This is a genomic window from Herbidospora daliensis, from assembly GCF_001570585.1.
In the GTDB taxonomy this organism is placed as follows: domain Bacteria; phylum Actinomycetota; class Actinomycetes; order Streptosporangiales; family Streptosporangiaceae; genus Herbidospora; species Herbidospora daliensis.
In genome coordinates, this window is record NZ_BBXF01000005.1 from 770664 (window position 1) to 790495 (window position 19832).

Below are 19832 nucleotides of genomic sequence, written 5' to 3' on the forward strand. Positions count from 1 at the left end.
CCGCCGGGCCGCTCTCAGGGGCGGCCCGGCGCGACCAGCCCGGTCTCGTAGGCGACCACCACGGCCTGGACGCGGTCACGCAGGCCGAGCTTCGACAGGATCCGCGCGACGTGCGTCTTCACCGTCGCCACGCTCAGGCTCAGCCGCTCGGCCAGCTCGGCGTTGCTCAGCCCCGTGGCCAGCAGCCGCAGCACGTCGAGCTCCCGTGAGGTCAGCTCCCCCAGGTCGCGATGGAGCGCGGGCCGCGCCGGGTCGCGGCGGGCGAAGCGTTCCACCAGGCGGCGGGTGATCGTCGGCGCGAGCAGCGCGTCGCCCGACCGCACCAGCCGCACCGCCGCCACCAGGTGCTCGGGCGTGACGTCCTTGAGCAGGAAGCCGCTGGCCCCGGCCGCGAGGGCGGCGTACACGTAGTGGTCGAGGTCGTAGGTCGTCAGGATCAGCACCCGGGTGTCCCCGCCGGCGGCGGTGATCCTGCGGGTGGCCTCCAGACCGTCGGTGCGCGGCATGCGGACGTCCATGAGCACGACGTCGGGCCGGGTGCGCCGGACGGCGGCGACGGCCTCGTCGCCGTCGGCGGCCTCCGCCGCGACCTCGATGCCGTCAGCGGCCAGGATCATGCGGAAGCCCGTGCGGACCAGGGCCTGGTCGTCGGCGATGACGGCGCGCAGCGGCTCGGTCATGACCGGCCCCACGGGATGCGGGCGTCGAGGCGGAAGCCGCCGTCGGCGGTCCGGCCCGCGTCGAGGGTGCCGCCGTAGACGGCCAGCCGTTCGCGCAGGCCCATCAGGCCCCGGCCGCCGGGGGCGCGCGGCCCGCCGCGGGTTCCGCCCGTGTCGGTCACCTCGATCTCCAGCCACTCGCCGTCGCCGCCGATCCGGACCGACGCCGCCGCGCCCGGCGCGTGCTTGATCGTGTTGGTGAGGGCCTCCTGGACGACGCGGTAGGCGGCCAGGTCGATGCCCGGCGGCAGCGGGCCGGGCGGCGCGACGTCCAGGCGGACCGGCACCCCGGCGGCCCGCACCCCCTCCACCAGGGCGTCGAGGCGGTCGAGGCCCGGCTGGGGGGCGAGCCCGTCGTCGGGCCCGTCGAGGCGTTCGCCGCCGGGCCCGGCCAGCAGGCCCATCACGTGGCGGAGCTCGGCCATGGCGGCGCGGCCGCCCGACTCGATCGCCAGCAGCGCGCCCTTCGCCAGTTCCGGCTCCACGTCGACGACCTTGCGGGCCGCCCCGGCCTGGATCACCATCACGCTGACATTGTGGGTCACCACGTCGTGCAGCTCCGCCGCGATCCGCGACCGCTCCTCGGCGACGGCCCGGCGCATGGCCTCCTCCTGCGCCCGCCGCAGCTCGCCCAGCCGGCCGACGAAACTCGCCGCGACGCCGACGCCGAGCAGCACCACGAACGGCCCCATCCAGCTCGGCACGGGCGCGACGTCGCGGAACGCGATCCCCGCCAGCACCGCCGCGAGCAGCAGGCCGCCCATCGCCAGGAACCGGTTGCGTCCGTGCACGACGGCGCCATAGGTGGCGACGGCGCAGGTCAGCACCGTGATCCAGGTGGTGGCCGCCTGGGTGGCCAGCGCGGCGGCCAGCACCACCCAGAAGGTCGCGAGCGGGTAGCGGCGGCGCGCCGCCAGCGGCAGCGCCGTCAGCGCCACCAGGAACAGCGGCGGCCGGCCCGGCAGATCGTCGCCCGGGACCTCCGGGAGCACGGGCAGCGGCGGCGGAAGCGGATCGGGCTCGGGCGGCAGCGCCAGGTAGTCGGCGGACCCGGACAGGTCCTTGGCCACGGCCATCACGACGAACGTCAGCAGGAGCGCGACCACCACGTCGGCGGCCACCGCCCAGCGGGACGGCCGCGGCCGCTCCCGGCCGGAGTCGAGCAGGAGCCGCCACCAGGGGGGACGTTCACCGGTTTCCACCCCGACATCATCACGCGGCCCCGGCCCGGCCGCATCGGCCGCGATGAGGGCGCCCCCGGCCGCCGGGAGTACATCGTGAGGATGACCCCGCCGCACCTCCTCCCCGCGAGGTAGCCGATCTCGGCGCCGCGGCCGACGCGGCCCTGCGGGTGCCGCGCCTACGTTCGGTGCCCTGCCTCATCGGACCCACTGTTTCAGGAGGACATGGCGTGACCGCCGTCCTGGAAGCCCGCGCCCTGGGCCGCAAGTACGGCACTCGCTGGGCGCTGCGCGAGTGCACCGTCGTCATCCCGGCCGGCCACGTCGTCGGCCTGGTCGGGCCCAACGGCGCCGGCAAGACCACCCTGCTGAAGCTGGCCTCCGGCCAGCTCGCGCCGACCACCGGCGACCTGGCCGTGCTCGGCGCGCGGCCCGGGAACACCCCCGCCCAGCTCGCCCTGGTCGGGTTCGTCGCCCAGGACACCCCCGTCTACGCGGGCCTGACCGTCGCCGACCACCTGCGGCTCGGCGCCCATCTCAACCCGCGCTGGGACGCCCCGCTCGCCCGCGACCGCGTCGCCCGCCTCGGCCTGCCGCCCGCCCGCCGCGCGGGGAGGTTGTCGGGCGGCCAGCGGGCCCAGCTCGCCCTGACGCTGGGCCTGGCCAAACGCCCCGAACTGCTGATCCTGGACGAACCCGTCGCCGCGCTCGACCCGCTGGCCCGCCGCGCGTTCCTGGAGGAGCTGGCCGAGGCCGCCGCCGCCCACGGGCTGAGCGTGCTGCTCTCCTCCCACCTGGTCTCCGACCTGGAGCGCGTCTGCGACCACGTGATCGTGCTCGTCGGCTCCCGCGTCCGCCTGGCCGGCCCGGTCGACCGGCTGCTCGCCGACCGTCCCGGCCTCAGCCTGGAGGACGCCGTCCTCACCGGCATGGACGAACGATGATCTGGCTCACCTGGCGTCAGTTCCGCGGCTCGGCCGCCCTGACCGGCGCCGTCCTGCTCGTCCTGGTCGTCGCGCTCGGCGTGACCGGCCCCGGCCTGGCCGCCGAGTACGCGGCCGGGATCGCCGCCTGCGTACCGGACGAGACCTGCCTGGACTTCTTCGACCGCTTCTTCGGCTCCTATGACCTGCTCTTCCTGGCCCTCACCCTGGTCGTGCTGATCGTGCCGGCGCTGATCGGGCTGTTCTGGGGCGCACCGCTGGTGACCAGGGAACTGGAGGCGGGCACGCACCTGCTGGTGTGGAACCAGAGCGTCACCCGCGGCCGCTGGCTGGCGGTCAAGCTCGGGATCGTCGGCCTGGCGGCCGCGGTCGCGGCCGGGGTGTGCGGGCTGGCGGTGACGTGGTGGTCGGGCCCGCTCGACCGGTCGGCCGTGCCCGAGATGGCGCAGATGGCCCCCGTGGTGTTCGGCGCACGCGGCATCGCGCCGATGGGCTACGCGGCGTTCGCGTTCGTCCTCGGGGTGGCGGTGGGCCTGCTGGTCCGCCGGACGCTGCCCGCGATGGCGCTCACCCTGGTCGTGTTCGCGGCCGTCCAGATCGCCATGCCGCTGCTGGTGCGGCCCCACCTGATGCCGCCCGTCACCGGGACCTTCGAGCTCGGCCGGGAGAACGTCGACGGCATCGGCGCGGAACGCGGCGGGACCTTGCACGTCTTCCTGCGCACCTCAGCGGTCCCCGGCCATCCGGGCGCCTGGGTCCTGTCGAGCGACCTCTCCGGCCCGACAGGGCGAACGGCCGTCGAGGACGTCTCCGGCCCGTCGAGCACGGTCGCCCGGACGATCCCGATCTCCACGACCTCGGGCCCGTGCGGCCCCGAGGGAGGATTGGCACCGCCGGGGACGAGCCCATGCCTGACCGAGATCAACCGTCTCGGCTACCGCCAGCAGGCCGCCTACCAGCCCTTGGAGCGCTTCTGGCCCTTCCAGTGGATCGAGACCGGCATCTACGCCCTGCTCACGCTCGGCCTGGCGGGCTGCTGCCTCCGATGGATCCGGACCCGGGCGTCATGATCCCGGTGCGGATCGGGCGCGCCCTCTGCCTTCGGGGGCTGCCTGTCATGACCATTTTGCGGATCGCCGCCGCCGGCCTGTCATTGCTGCTGGCGGCGGGCTGCTCCACTCCCGCGCCGCCGCGCGCCGAGGCCGGGCTGCCAGCCTGCTCACCGCCCTCGGGCTCCGTAAAGATGACGCCCACGACGATCGACGTCGTCGAGCGGGCCTACTTCTGCATTCTCGGCGAGTCCCAGGCCGACGGCCGTGAGCTGTTGACCGTCGCCTTCGCCGCGCTGGTGCGGAAGCTCGTCCAAGACGGGCGGGACCTGCCCGGGGCGGTCATGCCCGCGTTGACCGGTGACCGCGTGGCCGACTGGGCCGCTTTCGAGACCCGGTTCCGGGTGATCGCTGACCGGCTGCCCGTCCTGCGCGACGGCCTGGCCGCCCTCATGCTGGTGGCGATGGTGGGCGCCGTCCGCCACGCCCGTTGGGAGCGGCCGCCCGAGGTCCCGCCCGACCACCACGACGGCGACGGCTACGGCCTCGGGCTGCGGACGAGCGCGCCGCCCTCGCCGCTGTTCGTCACCGCCGTGGACGGCGGCCCGGCGCGGGCGGCGGGGCTGCGTCCCGGCGACGTCATCGAGAGCGCCGACGGGGAACTCGCGCCCGTCTACCCGGACGCCCACCCGGTGCGCCTGCGGCTGCTGCGGCCCGGCACCGGCCGCCGCTGGAGTGTGACCCTCACGCCCGGGGTCTATCCGAGGGACCCGGCCGCGTTGCGGGTGGTGCGGTCGGAGTCGCGCGGTGGCGTCGCCTACGTGCGGGTGTCCGGGTTCCCGCCCGACGCCGCCAACAGGGCGTTGCGGGCGATCTCCCGGCTGCGGGCCGGACGTGTTCTGACCGGCGTCGTGCTGGATCTGCGCGGCAACGGCGACGGCAGCTCGACGGAGGCGGTCCGGCTGCTCAGCGCGTTCGTCCACGAGAAGGTCACCGCGCACGGGTGCACGGCCGATGGGCGGTGCCAGGGCGTGTGGACCGACGACACCGTCCCGCTGCTCGGCCTGCCCCTGGTCGTGCTCGTCGACCACGGCTGCGCGGCCGCCTGCGAGCACTTCGCCGCCGCGGTCAAGGATCTGCGCGCCGGCACGCTGGTCGGCGCCCGGACCGCCGGGGCGATCCCCGGTCCGGCCCGCCGGTTCGACCTCGGGAACGGCACCACGCTGAGCCTGCCCCACCGCCACCACCTGGGCCCCGGCGGGGAGGTCGTCGACGGGATCGGCGTGCCGCCCGACCGGCACGTGCCGCCGACCGCCCGCGACGCCGCCGCCGGGCGTGACCGCGCGCTGGAGGCGGCCCTGACCCTGCTGCGCCCGTGAACGGAGTTCCGATGAGACGACTGCTCGCCGCCGCGCTCCTGACCGCCGTCGCCGCCTCGGCCTGCTCGGCGCCCGAACCGCCCCGGTCCGCCGCCCCCTCGGCCGCGCCGGCCCGCCCGGTCACCCTCCCGGTCCCCGCCGGCGGCCCGATCGGCAGCACGGTCCTGCACCTGACCGACGCCTCCCGCCCCGACCCCTGGGACGAGAGCCTTCCGGCCAGGGAGCTGAAGGTCACCCTCTGGTATCCGACCAAACCGGGCGACGGGCCGCGTGCCCCGTACATGTCGGTGAAGGAGGCCGAGCTGCTGCTGACCGGCACGGGCATGGCCCCTGAGTCCTCCCAGGCATTGAGCCAGACGCGCACCCACGCGGTCAGGGACGCCGACCCGGCCGGGCGCGGGCTGCCGCTCGTGGTGCTCTCCCCCGGTTTCACCAAGCCGATGAGCACCCTCACGTCACTGGCCGAGGACCTGGCCGCCCGGGGCTACGTCGTGGCCGGGATCGACCACACCCACGAGAGCTACGCCACGACCCTGGCCGACGGGCGGGTCGTCGGCTGCCTGGCCTGCGAGTCCTCGAACGACCCCGGTTTCCGCGCCGGGCTGGTGCGGGGCCGGGCGGCCGACGTGTCCTTCGTCCTCGACCGGCTGACCACCGCGTATCCGCACCTGATCGACCGGGAGCGGATCGCCATGGCGGGCCAGTCGATCGGCGGGGCCGCCGCCGTCGCGGCCATGGTCGCCGACCCCCGTATCCGCGCCGGGATCGACATGGACGGCACCACCTACGCCCGCATCCCCGACGGCGGCCTGTCGCGGCCGTTCCTGTTCCTCGGCACGCCGCAACACGCGCCGGGCGGCCTGGACCACTCGTGGGACCGCGACTGGAGGAAGCTGACCGGGTGGCGGCGCTGGCTGGTGGTCGACCGGGCCGAGCACCAGACGTTCACCGACGTGCCGCTGGTGGCCGGCGTCATCGGCCTGGAGTCCCTGCCCGGCATGCTGCCGGCGGCCCGCGGCGCGGAACTGACCCGCGCCTACGTGGCCGCCTTCCTCGACCTGCACCTTCGCGGCCGGCCCCAGCCTCTCCTGGACGGGCCGTCGCCGCGCCACCCGGAGGTGAGGTTCGCCGCTCAGTAGGCGACGATGACCTGCTCCTGGCGGCCGAGCCCGTCGATCTCCATCGTCACGACGTCGCCGACCTTCAGGTAGGGGAAGCGGCCCGACAGCGCCACGCCCTCCGGCGTGCCGGTGCTGATCACGTCACCCGGCATGAGGAGCATGTAGTGGCTCAGGTGGTGGATGATCTCGGCGACGGAGAACACCATGTCGGCCGTGCTGGAGTCCTGCCGCGGCTCGCCGTTGACCCACGACCGCAGCCGCAGCTTCGTCGGGTCGACCTCGGCGGCGGGCTTCAGCACCGGCCCGAGCGGGTTGAACGTCTCGGCGCACTTGCCCTTCGACCACTGGCCGCCCGACTCCTCCAGCTGGAAGGCCCGCTCCGACAGGTCGTTCGACAGCGCGTACCCGGCGACGTAGTCGAGGGCCTGCGAGGGGTCGTCGAGGTAGCGGGGGGTGCCCTTCATGACGACGGCGAGCTCGACCTCCCAGTCGGTCTTGGCCGAGTTCGGCGGCAGGATCACGTCGTCGTCGGGGCCGACCACGCAGCCCGGGTGCTTGAGGAACACGATCGGGTAGGGCGGCGGCGCGGCGCCCGACTCGGCGGCGTGGGCGGCGTAGTTCATGCCGATGCACACCACCGCCGGCGGGCGGGCGATCGGGGAGCCGATGCGCCGTCCGGCGGTGTCGATCTCGGGCAGCGTGTCGGCGGCCAGCGCCTCGGCGATGCGCTCGATGCCGTCGTCGGCCAGGAACGGGCCGTCGATGTCGGCGGTGAGCGGCGTCAGGTCATAGTCGCGGCCCTCGTGGCGGACGGCGGGGCGCTCGGACCCGGCGGGGCCGTGGCGGAAGAGTTCCATGGTGCAGTTCCTCACGATTCGTCCTGGACGACCGGCCCACCTTACCGATCACCGCGCAGCAGGGCGTTCAGACGGGCGGCCTGGCGGGTGAGGTGGTCGCGTTCGGGGAGGCTGGCGGCCTTGCGGGCGGCGTCGGCGTACAGGCGGGCGGCGGCAGGCCGGTCGCCGGCGCGCTCGTGCAGGTAGGCCGAGGCGGCGGTGTGGCGCGGCAGGCCCGGGTCGAGCTCGGCCAGCGCGGCCAATCCCGCGTGGGGGCCGTCGGCCTCGCCGACCGCGACGGCCCGGTTGAGGCGGGCCACCGGGTTGCCGGTCAGGCGCACCAGTTCGTCGTACCACTCGACGATCTGCACCCAGTCGGTCTCCTCGGCCGCCGGGGCGTCGGCGTGCAGGGCGGCGATGGCGGCCTGGGCCTGGAACTCGCCGAGCCGGTCGCGGGCCAGCGCCGCCTGCAGCACCTCGACGCCCTCGGCGATCAGGCGGGTGTCCCACGTCGAGCGGTCCTGCTCGGCCAGCGGGACCAGCCGCCCGTCGGGGGTGGTGCGGGCCGGCCGCCGGGCGTGGTGCAGCAGCATCAGCGCCAGCAGCCCGGCGACCTCCTCGTGCCGGGTCATCGCGGCCAGCTGGCGGGTCAGCCGGATCGCCTCGGCCGCCAGGTCGACGTCCCCGGAGTAGCCCTCGTTGAAGACGAGGTAGAGCACGCGCAGCACGGTGGCGACGTCGCCCGGACGAGTGAACCGCACCCCCTCGACGGTGCGTTTGGCGCGGCTGATGCGCTGCGCCATCGTCGACTCGGGCACCAGGTAGGCCTGTGCGATCTGCCGTGTGGTCAGCCCGCCGACCGCCCGCAGCGTCAGCGCCACCGCCGACGCCGGGGTCAGCGACGGGTGGGCGCACAGGAAGTACAGGCGCAGCGTGTCGTCGGCCGACTCGGCCGGGCCCGGCTCCGGCTCGTTGTCGGCGCGGAGCTCGCGCTCGCGGCGGGAGGTCTCGGCGCGGGCGGCGTCCAGGAACTTGCGCCACGCCACGGTGATCAGCCACCCCTTGGGGTCGCGCACCTCCTGCTCCCCGCGCACGGCCTCGACCAGGGCGTCCTGGACGGCGTCCTCGGCCGCCGCGAACCCGGCCCCGCGGCGGACCAGCACCCCGATCACCGCGGGCACCAGCTCCCGCAGCAGCGACTCGTTCAATCGGCCACCCGGTCGAACACCGTCGAGTGCATGGTCAGGAACGGCCGCACCTCCAGCCACTCGTGCAGGGGCCGGCCGCCCGCGCCGGGCGCGGCCGACAGTTCGGCGGCCAGCTCGTGGGCGCGTTCGAGCGAGTCGACGTCGATCACCATCCAGCCCGCGATCAGGTCCTTGGTCTCGGCGAACGGCCCGTCGACGACCGGCGGCCGCCCCTCGCCGTCGTACCGGACGAAGTTCCCCTCGGGCGAGAGGCCCTGGCTGTCGACGAACTCGCCGGTGCCCTCCAGGCGGGCCGCGAAGTCGACCATGTACTGGATGTGGGCGGCGACCTCGTCGGGCGTCCACTGGTCCATCGGCACGTCGTTCGCCGACGCGGGCGCGCCCCGGTAGTGCTTCAGCAGCAGGTACTTGGCCATCTCCAGCTCCTCCTCCAGGTCCTTCAGGTCAGCCGAGCTGCTCGGCCAGGGCGACGATGATCCCCTCGGGGCCGCGCAGGTAGCACAACCGGTAGCTGTCCTCGTAGCGGACCACGTCGCCGACGAGCTCGGCGCCGTGCTTGCGCAGCCGGGCCACGACGTCGTCGATGCCGGTCACGGCGAACATGACGCGGTGCATGCCCCGCGTGTTGGGCGGCAGCGTGCCCGGGTCGGGGCCGACCGCCGCCGGGGCGTGGTACTTCGTCAGCTCCAGCCGGCCGTGGCCGTCGGGGGTGCGCATCATCGCGATGTCGCTGCTCACCCCGTCGAGTCCGACGGTACGGTCGGCGAAGCCCCCTTCGATGCGGGCGCGCCCCTCGACGGCCAGCCCGAGCTCGGCGAAGAACGCGACGGCGGCCTCCAGGTCGTCGACGACGATGGCGACGTTGTCCATCCGCTGGACGGTCATGGTGGTTCTCCTTCTCCGTTGGTGAACCGGGGACGGAGCCGCCGCCGCGTTCTCGACATCCCGGCGGAAAGAATTTTCAGAAGCTGCGCAGCACCGACACCACGACGCCCAGCACGACCGCCTCGTCGCCGTCGATGTCGGCGTAGGCGGGGTTGCGCGGTTCGAGCACGACGTGGCCGCCGCGCCGCCGGAAGACCTTCACGGTAGCCTCGCCGTCGATCATCGCGGCGACGATCTGCCCCGAATGCGCCTCGGGCTGCTGCCGCACCACGACGATGTCGCCGTCGCAGATGGCCGCCTCCACCATCGAGTCGCCCCGCACCCGCAGCCCGAACACGGTGCCCCGGCCGGTCAGGTCGCGCGGCAGCGTCAGCGCGTCGTCGACGTACTGTTCGGCCGGGATCGGCACCCCGGCGGCGATGTCGCCGACGACGGGCACGCTGACCAGGTCGGCGGCCGGCCGCGCCGCCGGGCCGCGCAGGAACGCCCGCACGTCCATCGGCCGGCTCATCGCCGTGCCGCGGCGCAGGAAGCCCAGTTCCTCCAGGCTGCGCAGGTGCCGCGACACCGCCGACGCCGACCGCAGCCCGACCGCGTCGCCGATCTCCCGGGTGCTCGGCGGATAGCCGTGCCGGACCACCCAGTCGTGGATCGTGGCCAGGATCCGCTGCTGGCGCGGCGGCAGCGCCGCGGTGTCGAGGTGCTCGAACAGGTCGTCGTCGTAGGCGGTCACCTGCGACATCGTAGGCGGCGGGCGGCCCGGCGGGGGTCAGGTCACCGGCACGATCCGCGCCTCGGCGAGCCTCCCCTGCTCCACGCGCAGCAGGCCGAGGGTGCCGTGGGGCTGGCGGCGCTTGTCGGTGGGCGAGCCCGGGTTGAAAATGTGCACCGCGCCGGAGGCGTCGTCGAGGGGGATGTGGGAGTGGCCGTACACGACCAGATCGGCGTCGGGGAACCGGGCCCGCATCCGGGCCGGCCGCCCCTTCGCCGGCCCGCTGTCGTGGATCATCGCCACGCGCAGCCCGCCGAGCGTCAGCTCCAGCGTCTCGGGCGCGCGCACGTCGGGGCCGTCGTTGTTGCCCTTGACGGCGTGGACGGGCGCGAACGCGGCCAGCTCCTCCAGCACCCATCCGGCGCACACGTCACCGGCGTGCAGGATGACGTCGGCGCCGCGCAGCTGCTCGGCGACCCGCGGCGGGCACGCCTTCCAGAAGCGCGGCGCGTGCGTGTCCGACAGAACGACGATCTTCATGGGCCCTCGACGTGGAACTGGTCGTAGGGGAACGGGTCGCCCGGGTCGACCAGGGTGCCGCAGCGGTGGCGGACGAGGTCGATCTCCTCCTGGCTGGACGGGGGTTCGGTGCCGTCGACGTTGTAGTGGAACCGGCCGTCGACCAGGTAGTCGCGGCGGGCGTCGGTCCGCCACTGCGAGTTGTGCCCCCAGCCGTGGGACAGGTCGCGGGCGGGACGGTCGCGGCGGTGGTAGGTCCAGTAGAGGGGCGAACGGTCGGCGACCCCGGCGACCAGATGCCGCTCCCCGGCGGTGACGACGACCCCCGCGCGGGACACCAGAAGCGAGCCGAGCAGGAAACCGGGCCAGCGTTCTTGGACGATCTCGGGGGGTTCGCCGGGATCCGAGCTCTGCCGGACCTCGGCGACCTCGTGGAAGAACGGGTGGAAATCCGGGTGTGTTATGCGTTCCGCGCCGAGGGTGGCACAGAAGGCCGGATAGGCGTCGAGGTGGTCGGCGAGGAGCCGGTCGATGACGCGGCCGACGGCGTAGAGGTCCCACAAGGCGTCCTGGTCGGGGGAGCTCTCATGGCTGCCCAGCTTCCGGATGTCGGCGACCGGGTCGGGGTGCGCGGCCAGCCACGGCCACAGGGGGTCGGGCGAGTCGTGCAGGCTTTCGTACAGGAACCGCCAGTCGCTCACCTGTCCAACCTAGTACGTGGTCCACTCTGGTCACGTTCCGTAATCGACGGTGAGGGAGTGACCTTGATGAAGAAGACGCTGATGACGGTCGTGCTGGCACTGGGCGTGGCCTGGACGGCGGGCGCCGCGCACGCCGACGACCCCGACTCCAACTTCGGGGGTGGCGTGAACGCGGCCAACAACTGGAACTTCACCGCCGCGGCCGTCTGCCTGCAGGAGGTCGCCGTGGTCCCGGTGCTCGGAGACTGGGTAGGCAACCACGTGAACAACTGCTCCAACGGCAACGTGATCGACCACAGCGGAAAGTAGAAGCGGGAGACCGCCGCCGACTACACGGTGTAACCGGCGGCGGTCTCCGATCACTCTCCCCGCGATCGCCAGGAAAGGTCACAGGAAATCGGCGACCAACTCGGCGAACTCCTCTGGGCTCGTCACGCGGACCTCCAAGCTCTCGGCCTTGGCCCGCTTCGAGCCCGCCTTGTCGCCCGCGACCACCAGCGACGTCTTGGCCGACACCGACGACGACGACTTGCCGCCGGCCCGCTCGACCAGTTCGTTCATCTCGTTGCGCGACAGCGCCGCCAGCGGGCCGGTCATCGTGCCGGTCACCACCACCGACATGCCCGCCAGGGGCAGGTCGAGCGGCTCGCCCGCCGCTTCCGCCGTGTCGGCGCTGCTCGGGGTCACGCCGGGCTGGGTCATGTTCACGCCCGCCTTGATCAGCTTGTCGATCAGGGCGTCGAGTTCGATCAGTTCGGCGACCACGACCGGGGCCTTCTCCGGGCCCATGCCGTCGACCTCCTGGATCGCGGCGGCGTCGGCGGCGCGGATGGCGTCCATGGAACCGAAGTGCGCGGCGATGCGGCGGGACATGCTGCGGCCGGTGCCGCGCACGCCGAGCGCGCAGAACACCCGGTTCAGCGGCTGCCCCTTGGCGCGGTCGAGGGCGGCGAGCAGGTTGTCGGTGCTGGTCTCGCCCATGCGCTCCAGGCCCAGCAGCTGCTCGCGGGTGAGGAAGAACAGGTCGGCGAAGTCGGCGATGAGGCCGGCGTCGAGCATCTGCTTGATGCGGTTGACCGCCAGGCCCTCGATGTCGAGCTGGTCGCGGCCCACCGCGTATTCGATCGAGGCGATGGCGCGGCAGGCCCGGCCGCGCACGCACCGCCACCGTTCCTGGCTGGCGTCGATCGCGTCGCCGCACGACGGGCACACCTGCGGGATGTCGATCGGTGTCTCGTCGCCGGTCCGCAGGTGCACGACCGGGGCCTCGACGCGCGGGATCACGTCGCCCGCCTTGTAGACGACGACCGAGTCGCCCAGCATCAGGCCGCGCCGGGCGATGTCGGCCGCGTTGTGGAGCGTGGCGTAGGTGACGACCGAACCGTCGAGCTCGACCGGCTCCAGCACCGCGCGCGGGGCGATGATGCCGGTCCGGCCGGTGTTCCACTCCACCCTCACCAGCTTGGTGATCTTCTCGGTGGCGGGCAGCTTGTAGGCCACCGCCCACCGGGGCGCCCGCGAGCTGAAGCCCGCCGTCGCCTGGTCGGCCGCCAGGTCACACTTGATCACGATGCCGTCGATGCCGAACTCCAGCCCGGCCCGCGCGGCGGCGATCTCCTCCACCCGCGCCTGCACCGCCGCCAGGTCGGCGACCAGCACCCCCGCGACCGGCGTCACGGCCGTCGTCTGCACGCCCTGGCCCGCCACCCACTCCATGATCTGGCTGTGCGGCAGCTCCCGCAGCCGGACCGCCAGCGGCGAATCGTCACCCGGCGGCAGCGGCAGCGCGCCGTAGCCGAAGAACGTCAGCTCGCACACGTAAGGACGGTCCTTGGTCCGCAGCGTGCCCGCCGCCGCGCTGCGCGGGTTGGCGAACGTGGTGCCGTCGTGGGCCTGCCGCTTGGCGCACGCGTCGGCGAACTGCGCCGTCGTCATCATCACCTCGCCGCGCAGCTCCACCGTCACCGGCTCGGCCAGCCGCTCGGGCAACCCCACGATCGTGCCGATCGAATGCGAGACGTCCTCACCCGCCAGGCCGTCACCGCGCGTCACCAGCTGCACCAGCCGGCCCCGCCGGTAACGCGCCGACACCGCCAGCCCGTCGAGCTTGGCCTCCACGCTCCACGCCGTCACCGGACGGTCGAGCCGCCGCTCCAGCGACGCCGCCCACGCCGTCAGCTGGTCGGGGCCGAACACGTTGTCAAGGCTGAGCATCGGCACCGAGTGGGGCACGTCGCCGACCACCGCGCCGCCCGCGACCTTGCCGGTCGGCGATTCGGGCAGCACCTGCCCGGGATGGGCGGCCTCGTAGGCCTCGATCCCCCGCACCAGCCGGTCGTAGGCGTCGTCGTCGAGCGTGGAGGTGCCGTCGCCGTAGTAGGCGGCCGACGCGTCGACGGCCAGCTGAACGGCCTCGGCGTAGGCGGTCTCATCGGCGATCGCCGTCAGGGGAGGTGTCTCACTCATGCCCTCATCATCGCGAACCCGACCGACAAATTCCGGCCCCTCACACGGGCCAGGACTCCCGCCGCCACGCCGCGTCCCAGAACATCCACTCATACCGGGACGTGGTCAGGAAATGCTCCGCCGCCCGTGCCCGCTGCCCCTCGGTCGCCTCGGCGCCCATGCGGTCGGTCAGCGCGACCACCCGCCGCACCGTCTCCTGGAACTCCTCGTTCCCGTACGCCGCGATCCACCGCTCGTACAGGGGATCGGGCGACGACCGCGCGAGCAGATCGGCCCCGACCCGCGCGTAGATCCAGTAACACGGCAGTACCGCCGCCAGCCCGTCGAGGAACGAACCGCCGTACACCGTCGCCAGCACATAACTCGTGTACGCCCGCGTCGCCGGCCCCACCGGCTCGGCCGCCGCCTCCGCCGCCGACCCGCCCAGGTCGGCCATGAACGCCGCGTGCATCTCCCGCTCGGCCGCGATCGCCCCGACCGCGTCACCCGCGAACGCCCGCGTCACCTCCTCGTCGGGCCCCTTGGCCGCGCACACCGCCAGCGCCCGCGCGTAGTCGCGCAGGTAGTGCGAGTCCTGGACGACGAAATGCCGGAACGCCTCCTTCGGCAGCGTCCCGTCGACGAGCCCCGTGATGAACGGATGGCGAAGGATCGCCTCGTAGACGGGGGTCGCGGCAGCCCACAGAGCAGTGCTGTACGTCATGATGAGACCTTCTCCCTACGCCGGCATGACCCGGTCAGGTTCAAGCGGTCTGCGGCCGGTCAGCCGCACTCTCAGCCCGGTACGCCGGGCTCCCGCGATGTCAAGATCAACCTAACCGACGCGCCGCCCGCCGCAAAGAGGGTCAGACGATGACATCCCTCACCCATCCCATGCTCACCAGACCACTCGACGCCCCCGTCAGCTCCCCCACCGCCGGACGCAGCGCCACCCGCGCCCGCTCCAGCGCCTCCGCGTCACCCCGCGCCCGCGCGGCAGCCGCCAGCAGCGCCCACAACGCCTCCGCCAGCGGATCACACGGCGGATCGGGCACCGCCCCCAGATCGGCGTCCGGCCGCAGGACCGCATCCGCCCACGGCGCGAACCGGCCGTACACCCCCGGATCGACCGGCTCCGCCGCCCGGCCATGCCGCACCCGCAGGCACAACGACGCCAGCGCCGACAAGCCCTCGCTCAGCCCCGGCATCCCGGCGCCCTCCTCCAGCAGCCCGGCCGCCTCCCGATAAGCCGCCTCCTTCGCGGCGAACGGGACCGCCGGATCCTCCGCCCGCCGCAACGCCCGGTACCACGCCGTGAACACCGACGTCAGCGGCCGATCATGCCGCACCGCCAGCTCATCCAGATGCACGGCGAGCCCGTCGGCCCGATCCCAGTCGCCCACCGCGCACGCCGACTGCAGGCCGATCAACCGGCCCAGGATCTCGTAACTCGCCAGCCCGTGCCGGACCGACACCGCCACGATCTCCGCGCCGATCCGCGCCCGCCGCCCCGACAGCCCCGCCCGCCCGAACGCCTGCATGTACGCCCCGTTCAACGCGAACACCAGCACCACCGGATCGGCCAGCCCCCGCGCGAGCTCCACCGCCTCGGCCGCCGCCGCACCCGCCCGCACCGACCCGCCGCCCCGCGACTCCACCGCGACCGTCGCCAGCAACCGCGCCCGCATCCCCGGCGCCGCCCCCGCGCCCAGCCGCGCCAGCGTGCGCTCCGCCGCCCCGACCACCCGAGCCGCCTGCACCGGATCATCGGCCCTCGGCCACACCGCCGGCACGTCGTAACCGCCGATCACCCGCGCCACCAGATCGGCGTCACCCAGTTCCTCGGCCGCCTCCACCGCCGCCGCCCGATGCTCCCGCGCCGCCACCAGCCCCTCGCCGCCGGTCACCGCCAGCCCGCGCATCAGGCCCACCGCCGCCTCCAGCCGCGGCCCCGCCGCCAACGTCACCCGATCATGCGCCGCCGCCGCGCCTGCCCACACCCGCGCCGCCGCGTCGCCGAACGCCAACCCCGCGTCCTGCCGCAGGATCGCCCCCTCCAGTTCCCGCAACCCCGGGCCCGGATCGAGCCCCAGCCCCGCCAGCTCCGCCCGCGCCGCCCGCAACACCGCCAGCGCGTCGGCCTGCCGCCCCACCCGGTAGAGCGCCAGCGCCAGCAGCCGCCACACCTCCTCCCGCCACGGATGCGCCCGCGCCAGCGCCTCCAGATCGGGCACCACCTCACCCGCCCGGCCCAGATCCAGCAACGCCTGCGCCCGCCGCTCCACCACCCGCAGCCGCACCTCCGCCAGCCGGGCCCGCTCCCCCTCGGCCCACGCCAGGCCCGCATAGGCCGGACCCCGCCACGACGCCAACGCCTCGTCCAACCGCGCCGAAACCACGGCCGGCGGCCCCGCCACCCGCGCCGCCTCCTCGAAACGCCACACGTCGGCCTCGGCCCGCAACGCGTACCCCGGCCCCGACGTCACGATCACCCCCGCCGGCGACCTCGGCGCCCGGCCCGGCTCCACCGCCCGGCGCAACGCCGCCACGAACGTCCGGATCGCGCCCACCGCACCCGGCGGCGGCGCCTCCCACAGATCGGCCGCCAGCACCTCGACCGGCACCACCCGGCCGCCCGCCGCCACCAGCCGCGCCAGCACCTCACGATGCCGCGGCCCCGGCAACGCGATCACCGACCCCGACGCGTCCCACGCCTCCACCGGCCCGAGGACCCCCACCACAACGGACACACCGCCACGCTAACGCTCATCCACTGCTCATCCGCACCCGGCAACCTCGACCCCATGAACGCCGAATTCACCCACCACCGCATCCCCGTCACCGACGACGTCGCCCTCCACGCCGCCGTCGCCGGCAGCGGACCCGCCGTCGTCCTCCTCCACGGCTTCCCGCAGACCCACCTCATGTGGCGTCACGTCGCCGCCGACCTCGCCACCACCCACACCGTCATCTGCCCCGACCTGCGCGGCTACGGCGACAGCGACAAACCCGCCACCGGATACTCCAAACGCCGCATGGCCGCCGACGTCATCACCCTCGCGCACGCCCTCGGCCACCAGCGCTTCGCCCTCGCCGGCCACGACCGCGGCGCCCTGGTCGCCTTCCGGGCCGCCCTCGACCACCCCGAGACCATCACCCACCTGGCCTGTCTCGACGTCCTGCCCACCCTCGACATGTGGGACGTCCTCCACGGCGCCCCCGCCGCCGTCGCCTGGCACCTCTACCTCATGGCCCAGCCCCCCGGCCTGCCGGAAGCCCTCATCGCCGCCGACCCCGACGCCTTCTTCGGCCACTTCCTCGACGCCTGGACCCGCGACCCCGCCGCGCTCAGCGATGTCCGCGACACCTACCTCACCGCGTCGCGCAACGCCATCGCCTCGATCGTCGCCGACTACCGCGCCTCCGCCGGCGTCGACCTCGACCACGACGCCGAAGACCGCGCCAACGGCACCCGCCTCACCATGCCCGTCACCGTCGTCCAGCAGGACTGGGGCGCCGCCCTCGGCTACGACGCCGCCGCCCTCTGGCGCGCCTGGGCCCCCGACCTCCACCACAACACCACCACCGCCGGCCACTACATGGCCGAAGAGGCCCCCGCCGAGACCACCCGCCACATCCGCCGGCTCCTGGCCCGCTGACCAGGCCAAATTCCGGCAAACCCTGGCACGTCGTCAAGCCCCCGCAGCACCCCGCCATGAACATCATGGAGCCCTTCCACAGAAGGGACATCCCATGCGCCACCTGCTCTCCATCGCCGCCCTGGCCCTCACCCTCACCCCCCTCCCACCCGCCGCCGCCGACACCGGCGAGATCACCTGCCACGGCGGCAGCATCAGCCACCACTACACCCCCGGCGTCACCTACCGGAGGAACACCACCTGGATGACCGCCAACGGCGACCTCGGCGTCTGCGCCTCCCAGACCCACCCCGGCATCACCGGCGGCACCATCCGCATCGAGGGCAACCTCACCAGCCAGTGCCCCGGCCCCATCGGCCCCGGCTACACCCGCCTCACCATCAGCTGGAACGACGGCACCACGACCACCGTCAACCAGGCCACCCACAAAGGCGACCTCACCAGCTACACCGTCGACAGCGGCGCCGCCCACCTCAGCGGACGCACCACCACCAGCCTCCTCGACCTCGGCGCCAACTGCGTCCTCAACGGCGTCACCCAGACCACCGCCACCATCGACCAGTTCACCAGCAGCCACGAATAGCCGCTCACCGGCCGAAACGCCGGCCCCGGCCCGCATACGAACGAAGCGCCCGGAGAAAATCGATCTCCCGGAAATCCGGCCAGTAACACTCGCAGAAGTGCATCTCCGCGTAGGCCGACTGCCACAACATGAAACCCGACAGGCGCTGCTCGCCGCTGGTCCGCACGATCATGTCGAGCGGCGCCTGCGCCGCCGTGTACACATGCCGCCCGATCGCCTCCGCGTCGAACCCGTCGAGAATGTCCTCCAACGCCACACCCGCCGCCAGCCGCTCACCGATCGCCGACCGCACCGCGTCCGCGATCTCCCGCTGGCCCCCGTAACCCACGGCCACGTTCACCTTCACCCCGCCCCGCCGGCCTGCCGTCCGCGCGGCCGCCCCCTTGATCGCCCGCGCCGTCGCGTCAGGCAGCAGATCGAGGCTCCCGATCGGCGTCACCTCCCACCGCCGGCCCGGCGCCGCCAGTTCGTCCACGACCCCCTCGATGATCTCCAGCAGAGCCGCCAGCTCCGCCTCGCCCCGGCCCAGGTTGTCGTCGGACAGCAGATAGATCGTCACCTGTTCGATCCCGTAGGCGTCACACCAGCTCAGGAACGTCGGAATCTTGGCCCCACCGGCCCGGTGACCGTCGGCCGGATCCCGGAACCCCGCCGACCGCGCCCACCGCCGATTCCCGTCGACCATGATCCCGATATGCCGCGGCATCAGCTCCCGGGGAAGCCGGCCCGCCAGGCGCCGCACGTAGATCCGGTCGAGGACACCCCGCACCCGCTGTCGCATCCACACCATGACGCCATCGTCGACCGGCCCTCAGCGCCCGGACAACCGCCTGCACCGAACCCTCACCCGACCTTCACGAACACGGGCACGGCGTCCCTGGCTGAAGGTCGTGATCTGTTCGTGGACGACATTCGCCACCGCCCGACGCCTTTACAAAGTAGATTCCTAACGGCGTTGACGGGACGACTTCCGGGCGGTCTAATGACCCTCGATGTCGCGTGACTCCGGCCAAAGAGCAGTGGGCCGGCCGGTGATCGGGCGAGCATCCCGACCGCGAGGGGTCTCTCCAATGAGTGCACACTCCCCCTCCCTCTGATCCGCCACGCTTTCCCCTGATTTCCGGAGACACATCCGCATGCCCACGTCATCAGACTTTCTACTGCTCACCACCACCGGCGCGACATCCGGCGAGCAGACCACCACTCCCCTGCCCTACGTCCACCACGACGACCTGCTACTGGTCGTCGGCTCCGACCCGGCCTGGTACGACGACCTGCTCGCCCATCCGTCGGTACAAGTCGAACTCGCCGGCGAGACCTTCGAAGCCCTGGCGGTCCCCGCCGAAGGAGCCCGTCGCGACGAGCTGCTCAAGCAGGTCGCGCACTCCGGCTACGTCGTGATCCTCGATCGGGTCGATCTCGGGGAGCCGCGTGAGGTCGCCAATCTCGCGGACAAGCTCGTCGAGATCCACACCTGGCTCCGCGAGCAGTTGCGGCACGTCCGAGCAGAGGTCGACGCGCACTTCGCCGCGCAGCCGGGCGAACCGCCGAGCCTGGGTCTGCAGATCCGGCAGCGTTGTCTGGCGTTCTGTCAGGCGCTGGAGTTCCATCACACCAGCGAGGACGGGCACCTGTTCCCCGGCATGGCTCCGCACCACCCGCACCTGAAAGCCACCTTCGAGCGGCTCGCCGACGAGCACCGGGCCGTGGCGCGCATTCAGGGTGAGCTCGCCTCTCTGCTCGCCGACATCGGGGCCGCCGATCCGCGGCGGTTCCGGGCCGAGCTCGACCGGATGGCGGCCGAACTCAACGCGCATCTCGACCACGAGGAGGCCGCGCTCTTGCCCCTGCTGGCCGAGATCCCGTGGCCTCCGCCGCGTCCGTGACCCGT

At 73.5% G+C, this 19832-nt stretch carries 21 protein-coding genes and 1 riboswitch; of the genes, 8 read left to right on the forward strand and 13 right to left on the reverse strand.

Annotation, left to right across the window (positions count from 1 at the left end):
* Positions 1–14 precede the first annotated feature (14 nt).
* Both AW274_RS26815 and AW274_RS26820 read right to left on the reverse strand, forming a co-directional pair.
* Positions 15–680, reverse strand: coding sequence for a response regulator (locus tag AW274_RS26815; RefSeq protein ID WP_062438012.1), 666 nt, complete (start codon positions 678–680; stop codon positions 15–17).
* Positions 677–1921 carry a sensor histidine kinase gene (locus AW274_RS26820; protein WP_083974847.1) on the reverse strand — a complete coding sequence of 415 codons (1245 nt, stop codon included), beginning with the start codon at positions 1919–1921 and terminating at the stop codon, positions 677–679. The genes AW274_RS26815 and AW274_RS26820 overlap by 4 nt, the downstream gene beginning before the upstream one ends.
* Before the next feature lie 209 nt (positions 1922–2130).
* Here AW274_RS26820 and AW274_RS26825 point away from each other — a divergent pair, with 209 nt between their 5' ends.
* Genes AW274_RS26825 through AW274_RS26840 form a run of 4 tightly spaced genes read left to right on the forward strand, consistent with a single transcriptional unit; the run spans position 2131 to position 6411 of the window.
* Positions 2131–2844, forward strand: a complete 714-nt coding sequence (locus AW274_RS26825; protein WP_062437312.1) for an ABC transporter ATP-binding protein — start codon at positions 2131–2133, stop codon at positions 2842–2844.
* Positions 2841–3914: an ABC-2 membrane transporter-related protein gene (locus AW274_RS26830; protein ID WP_062437313.1), complete on the forward strand. Its 1074-nt coding sequence runs from the start codon at positions 2841–2843 to the stop codon at positions 3912–3914. The genes AW274_RS26825 and AW274_RS26830 overlap by 4 nt, the downstream gene beginning before the upstream one ends.
* A gap of 47 nt (positions 3915–3961) precedes the next feature.
* Positions 3962–5272 (forward strand): S41 family peptidase, encoded by a 1311-nt coding sequence (locus AW274_RS26835; protein WP_062438016.1) that lies wholly within the window; start codon positions 3962–3964, stop codon positions 5270–5272.
* An 11-nt stretch (positions 5273–5283) separates the two neighbouring features.
* On the forward strand, positions 5284–6411 hold the full coding sequence (locus tag AW274_RS26840) for an alpha/beta hydrolase family protein (RefSeq protein ID WP_062437314.1): 1128 nt from the start codon (positions 5284–5286) through the stop codon (positions 6409–6411).
* Here the strand turns inward: AW274_RS26840 and AW274_RS26845 are convergent.
* The 7 genes from AW274_RS26845 to AW274_RS26875 form a co-directional block, all read right to left on the reverse strand.
* Positions 6405–7250, reverse strand: a complete 846-nt coding sequence (locus AW274_RS26845) for a fumarylacetoacetate hydrolase family protein (RefSeq protein WP_062437315.1) — start codon at positions 7248–7250, stop codon at positions 6405–6407. The genes AW274_RS26840 and AW274_RS26845 overlap by 7 nt on opposite strands.
* Before the next feature lie 41 nt (positions 7251–7291).
* Complete coding sequence (locus tag AW274_RS26850; protein ID WP_062437317.1) at positions 7292–8437, reverse strand: RNA polymerase sigma factor; 1146 nt, start codon at positions 8435–8437, stop codon at positions 7292–7294.
* Positions 8434–8853: a YciI family protein gene (locus tag AW274_RS26855; RefSeq protein WP_062437320.1), complete on the reverse strand. Its 420-nt coding sequence runs from the start codon at positions 8851–8853 to the stop codon at positions 8434–8436. Before AW274_RS26855 ends, AW274_RS26850 begins: the two co-directional genes overlap by 4 nt.
* A 28-nt stretch (positions 8854–8881) precedes the next feature.
* A complete protein-coding gene (locus AW274_RS26860) occupies positions 8882–9307 on the reverse strand; it encodes a VOC family protein (RefSeq protein WP_198169462.1) in 426 nt (141 codons plus the stop codon).
* Positions 9308–9398: 91 nt separating this feature from the next.
* Positions 9399–10064, reverse strand: coding sequence for a transcriptional repressor LexA (gene lexA / locus AW274_RS26865; RefSeq protein ID WP_198169426.1), 666 nt, complete (start codon positions 10062–10064; stop codon positions 9399–9401).
* Between the two features lie 27 nt (positions 10065–10091).
* Positions 10092–10574 (reverse strand): metallophosphoesterase family protein, encoded by a 483-nt coding sequence (locus AW274_RS26870; RefSeq protein WP_062437323.1) that lies wholly within the window; start codon positions 10572–10574, stop codon positions 10092–10094.
* A complete protein-coding gene (locus tag AW274_RS26875; RefSeq protein WP_062437326.1) occupies positions 10571–11254 on the reverse strand; it encodes a hypothetical protein in 684 nt (227 codons plus the stop codon). The genes AW274_RS26870 and AW274_RS26875 overlap by 4 nt, the downstream gene beginning before the upstream one ends.
* Positions 11255–11320: 66 nt before the next feature.
* Here AW274_RS26875 and AW274_RS26880 point away from each other — a divergent pair, with 66 nt between their 5' ends.
* The gene (locus AW274_RS26880) at positions 11321–11563 is read left to right on the forward strand and encodes a hypothetical protein (protein WP_062438020.1); all 243 of its coding nucleotides are present in this window, start codon (positions 11321–11323) and stop codon (positions 11561–11563) included.
* Positions 11564–11641: 78 nt separating this feature from the next.
* On the opposite strand, the gene ligA is transcribed toward AW274_RS26880, so the two are convergent.
* The 3 genes from ligA to AW274_RS26895 form a co-directional block, all read right to left on the reverse strand.
* On the reverse strand, positions 11642–13720 hold the full coding sequence (gene ligA, locus AW274_RS26885; protein WP_062437328.1) for an NAD-dependent DNA ligase LigA: 2079 nt from the start codon (positions 13718–13720) through the stop codon (positions 11642–11644).
* 40 nt (positions 13721–13760) lie between these two features.
* Positions 13761–14423 carry a thiaminase II gene (tenA, locus tag AW274_RS26890; RefSeq protein ID WP_062437330.1) on the reverse strand — a complete coding sequence of 221 codons (663 nt, stop codon included), beginning with the start codon at positions 14421–14423 and terminating at the stop codon, positions 13761–13763.
* Positions 14419–14529: riboswitch (TPP riboswitch) on the reverse strand. It overlaps the preceding gene by 5 nt.
* A gap of 36 nt (positions 14530–14565) precedes the next feature.
* Positions 14566–16449 (reverse strand): AfsR/SARP family transcriptional regulator, encoded by a 1884-nt coding sequence (locus AW274_RS26895; RefSeq protein ID WP_062437331.1) that lies wholly within the window; start codon positions 16447–16449, stop codon positions 14566–14568.
* Between the two features lie 54 nt (positions 16450–16503).
* On the opposite strand from AW274_RS26895, the gene AW274_RS26900 reads away from it, so the two are divergent.
* A complete protein-coding gene (locus tag AW274_RS26900; RefSeq protein ID WP_062437333.1) occupies positions 16504–17358 on the forward strand; it encodes an alpha/beta fold hydrolase in 855 nt (284 codons plus the stop codon).
* Positions 17359–17452: 94 nt separating this feature from the next.
* Entirely contained in the window at positions 17453–17941 is a 489-nt protein-coding gene (locus tag AW274_RS26905; RefSeq protein ID WP_062437335.1) for a hypothetical protein, read from the forward strand.
* Positions 17942–17945: 4 nt separating this feature from the next.
* Here the strand turns inward: AW274_RS26905 and AW274_RS26910 are convergent, their stop codons facing one another.
* Positions 17946–18722 carry an isoprenyl transferase gene (locus AW274_RS26910; RefSeq protein ID WP_157520774.1) on the reverse strand — a complete coding sequence of 259 codons (777 nt, stop codon included), beginning with the start codon at positions 18720–18722 and terminating at the stop codon, positions 17946–17948.
* A gap of 355 nt (positions 18723–19077) precedes the next feature.
* Here AW274_RS26910 and AW274_RS26915 point away from each other — a divergent pair, with 355 nt between their 5' ends.
* On the forward strand, positions 19078–19827 hold the full coding sequence (locus AW274_RS26915) for a nitroreductase family deazaflavin-dependent oxidoreductase (protein WP_062437340.1): 750 nt from the start codon (positions 19078–19080) through the stop codon (positions 19825–19827).
* Positions 19828–19832: the final 5 nt, after the last annotated feature.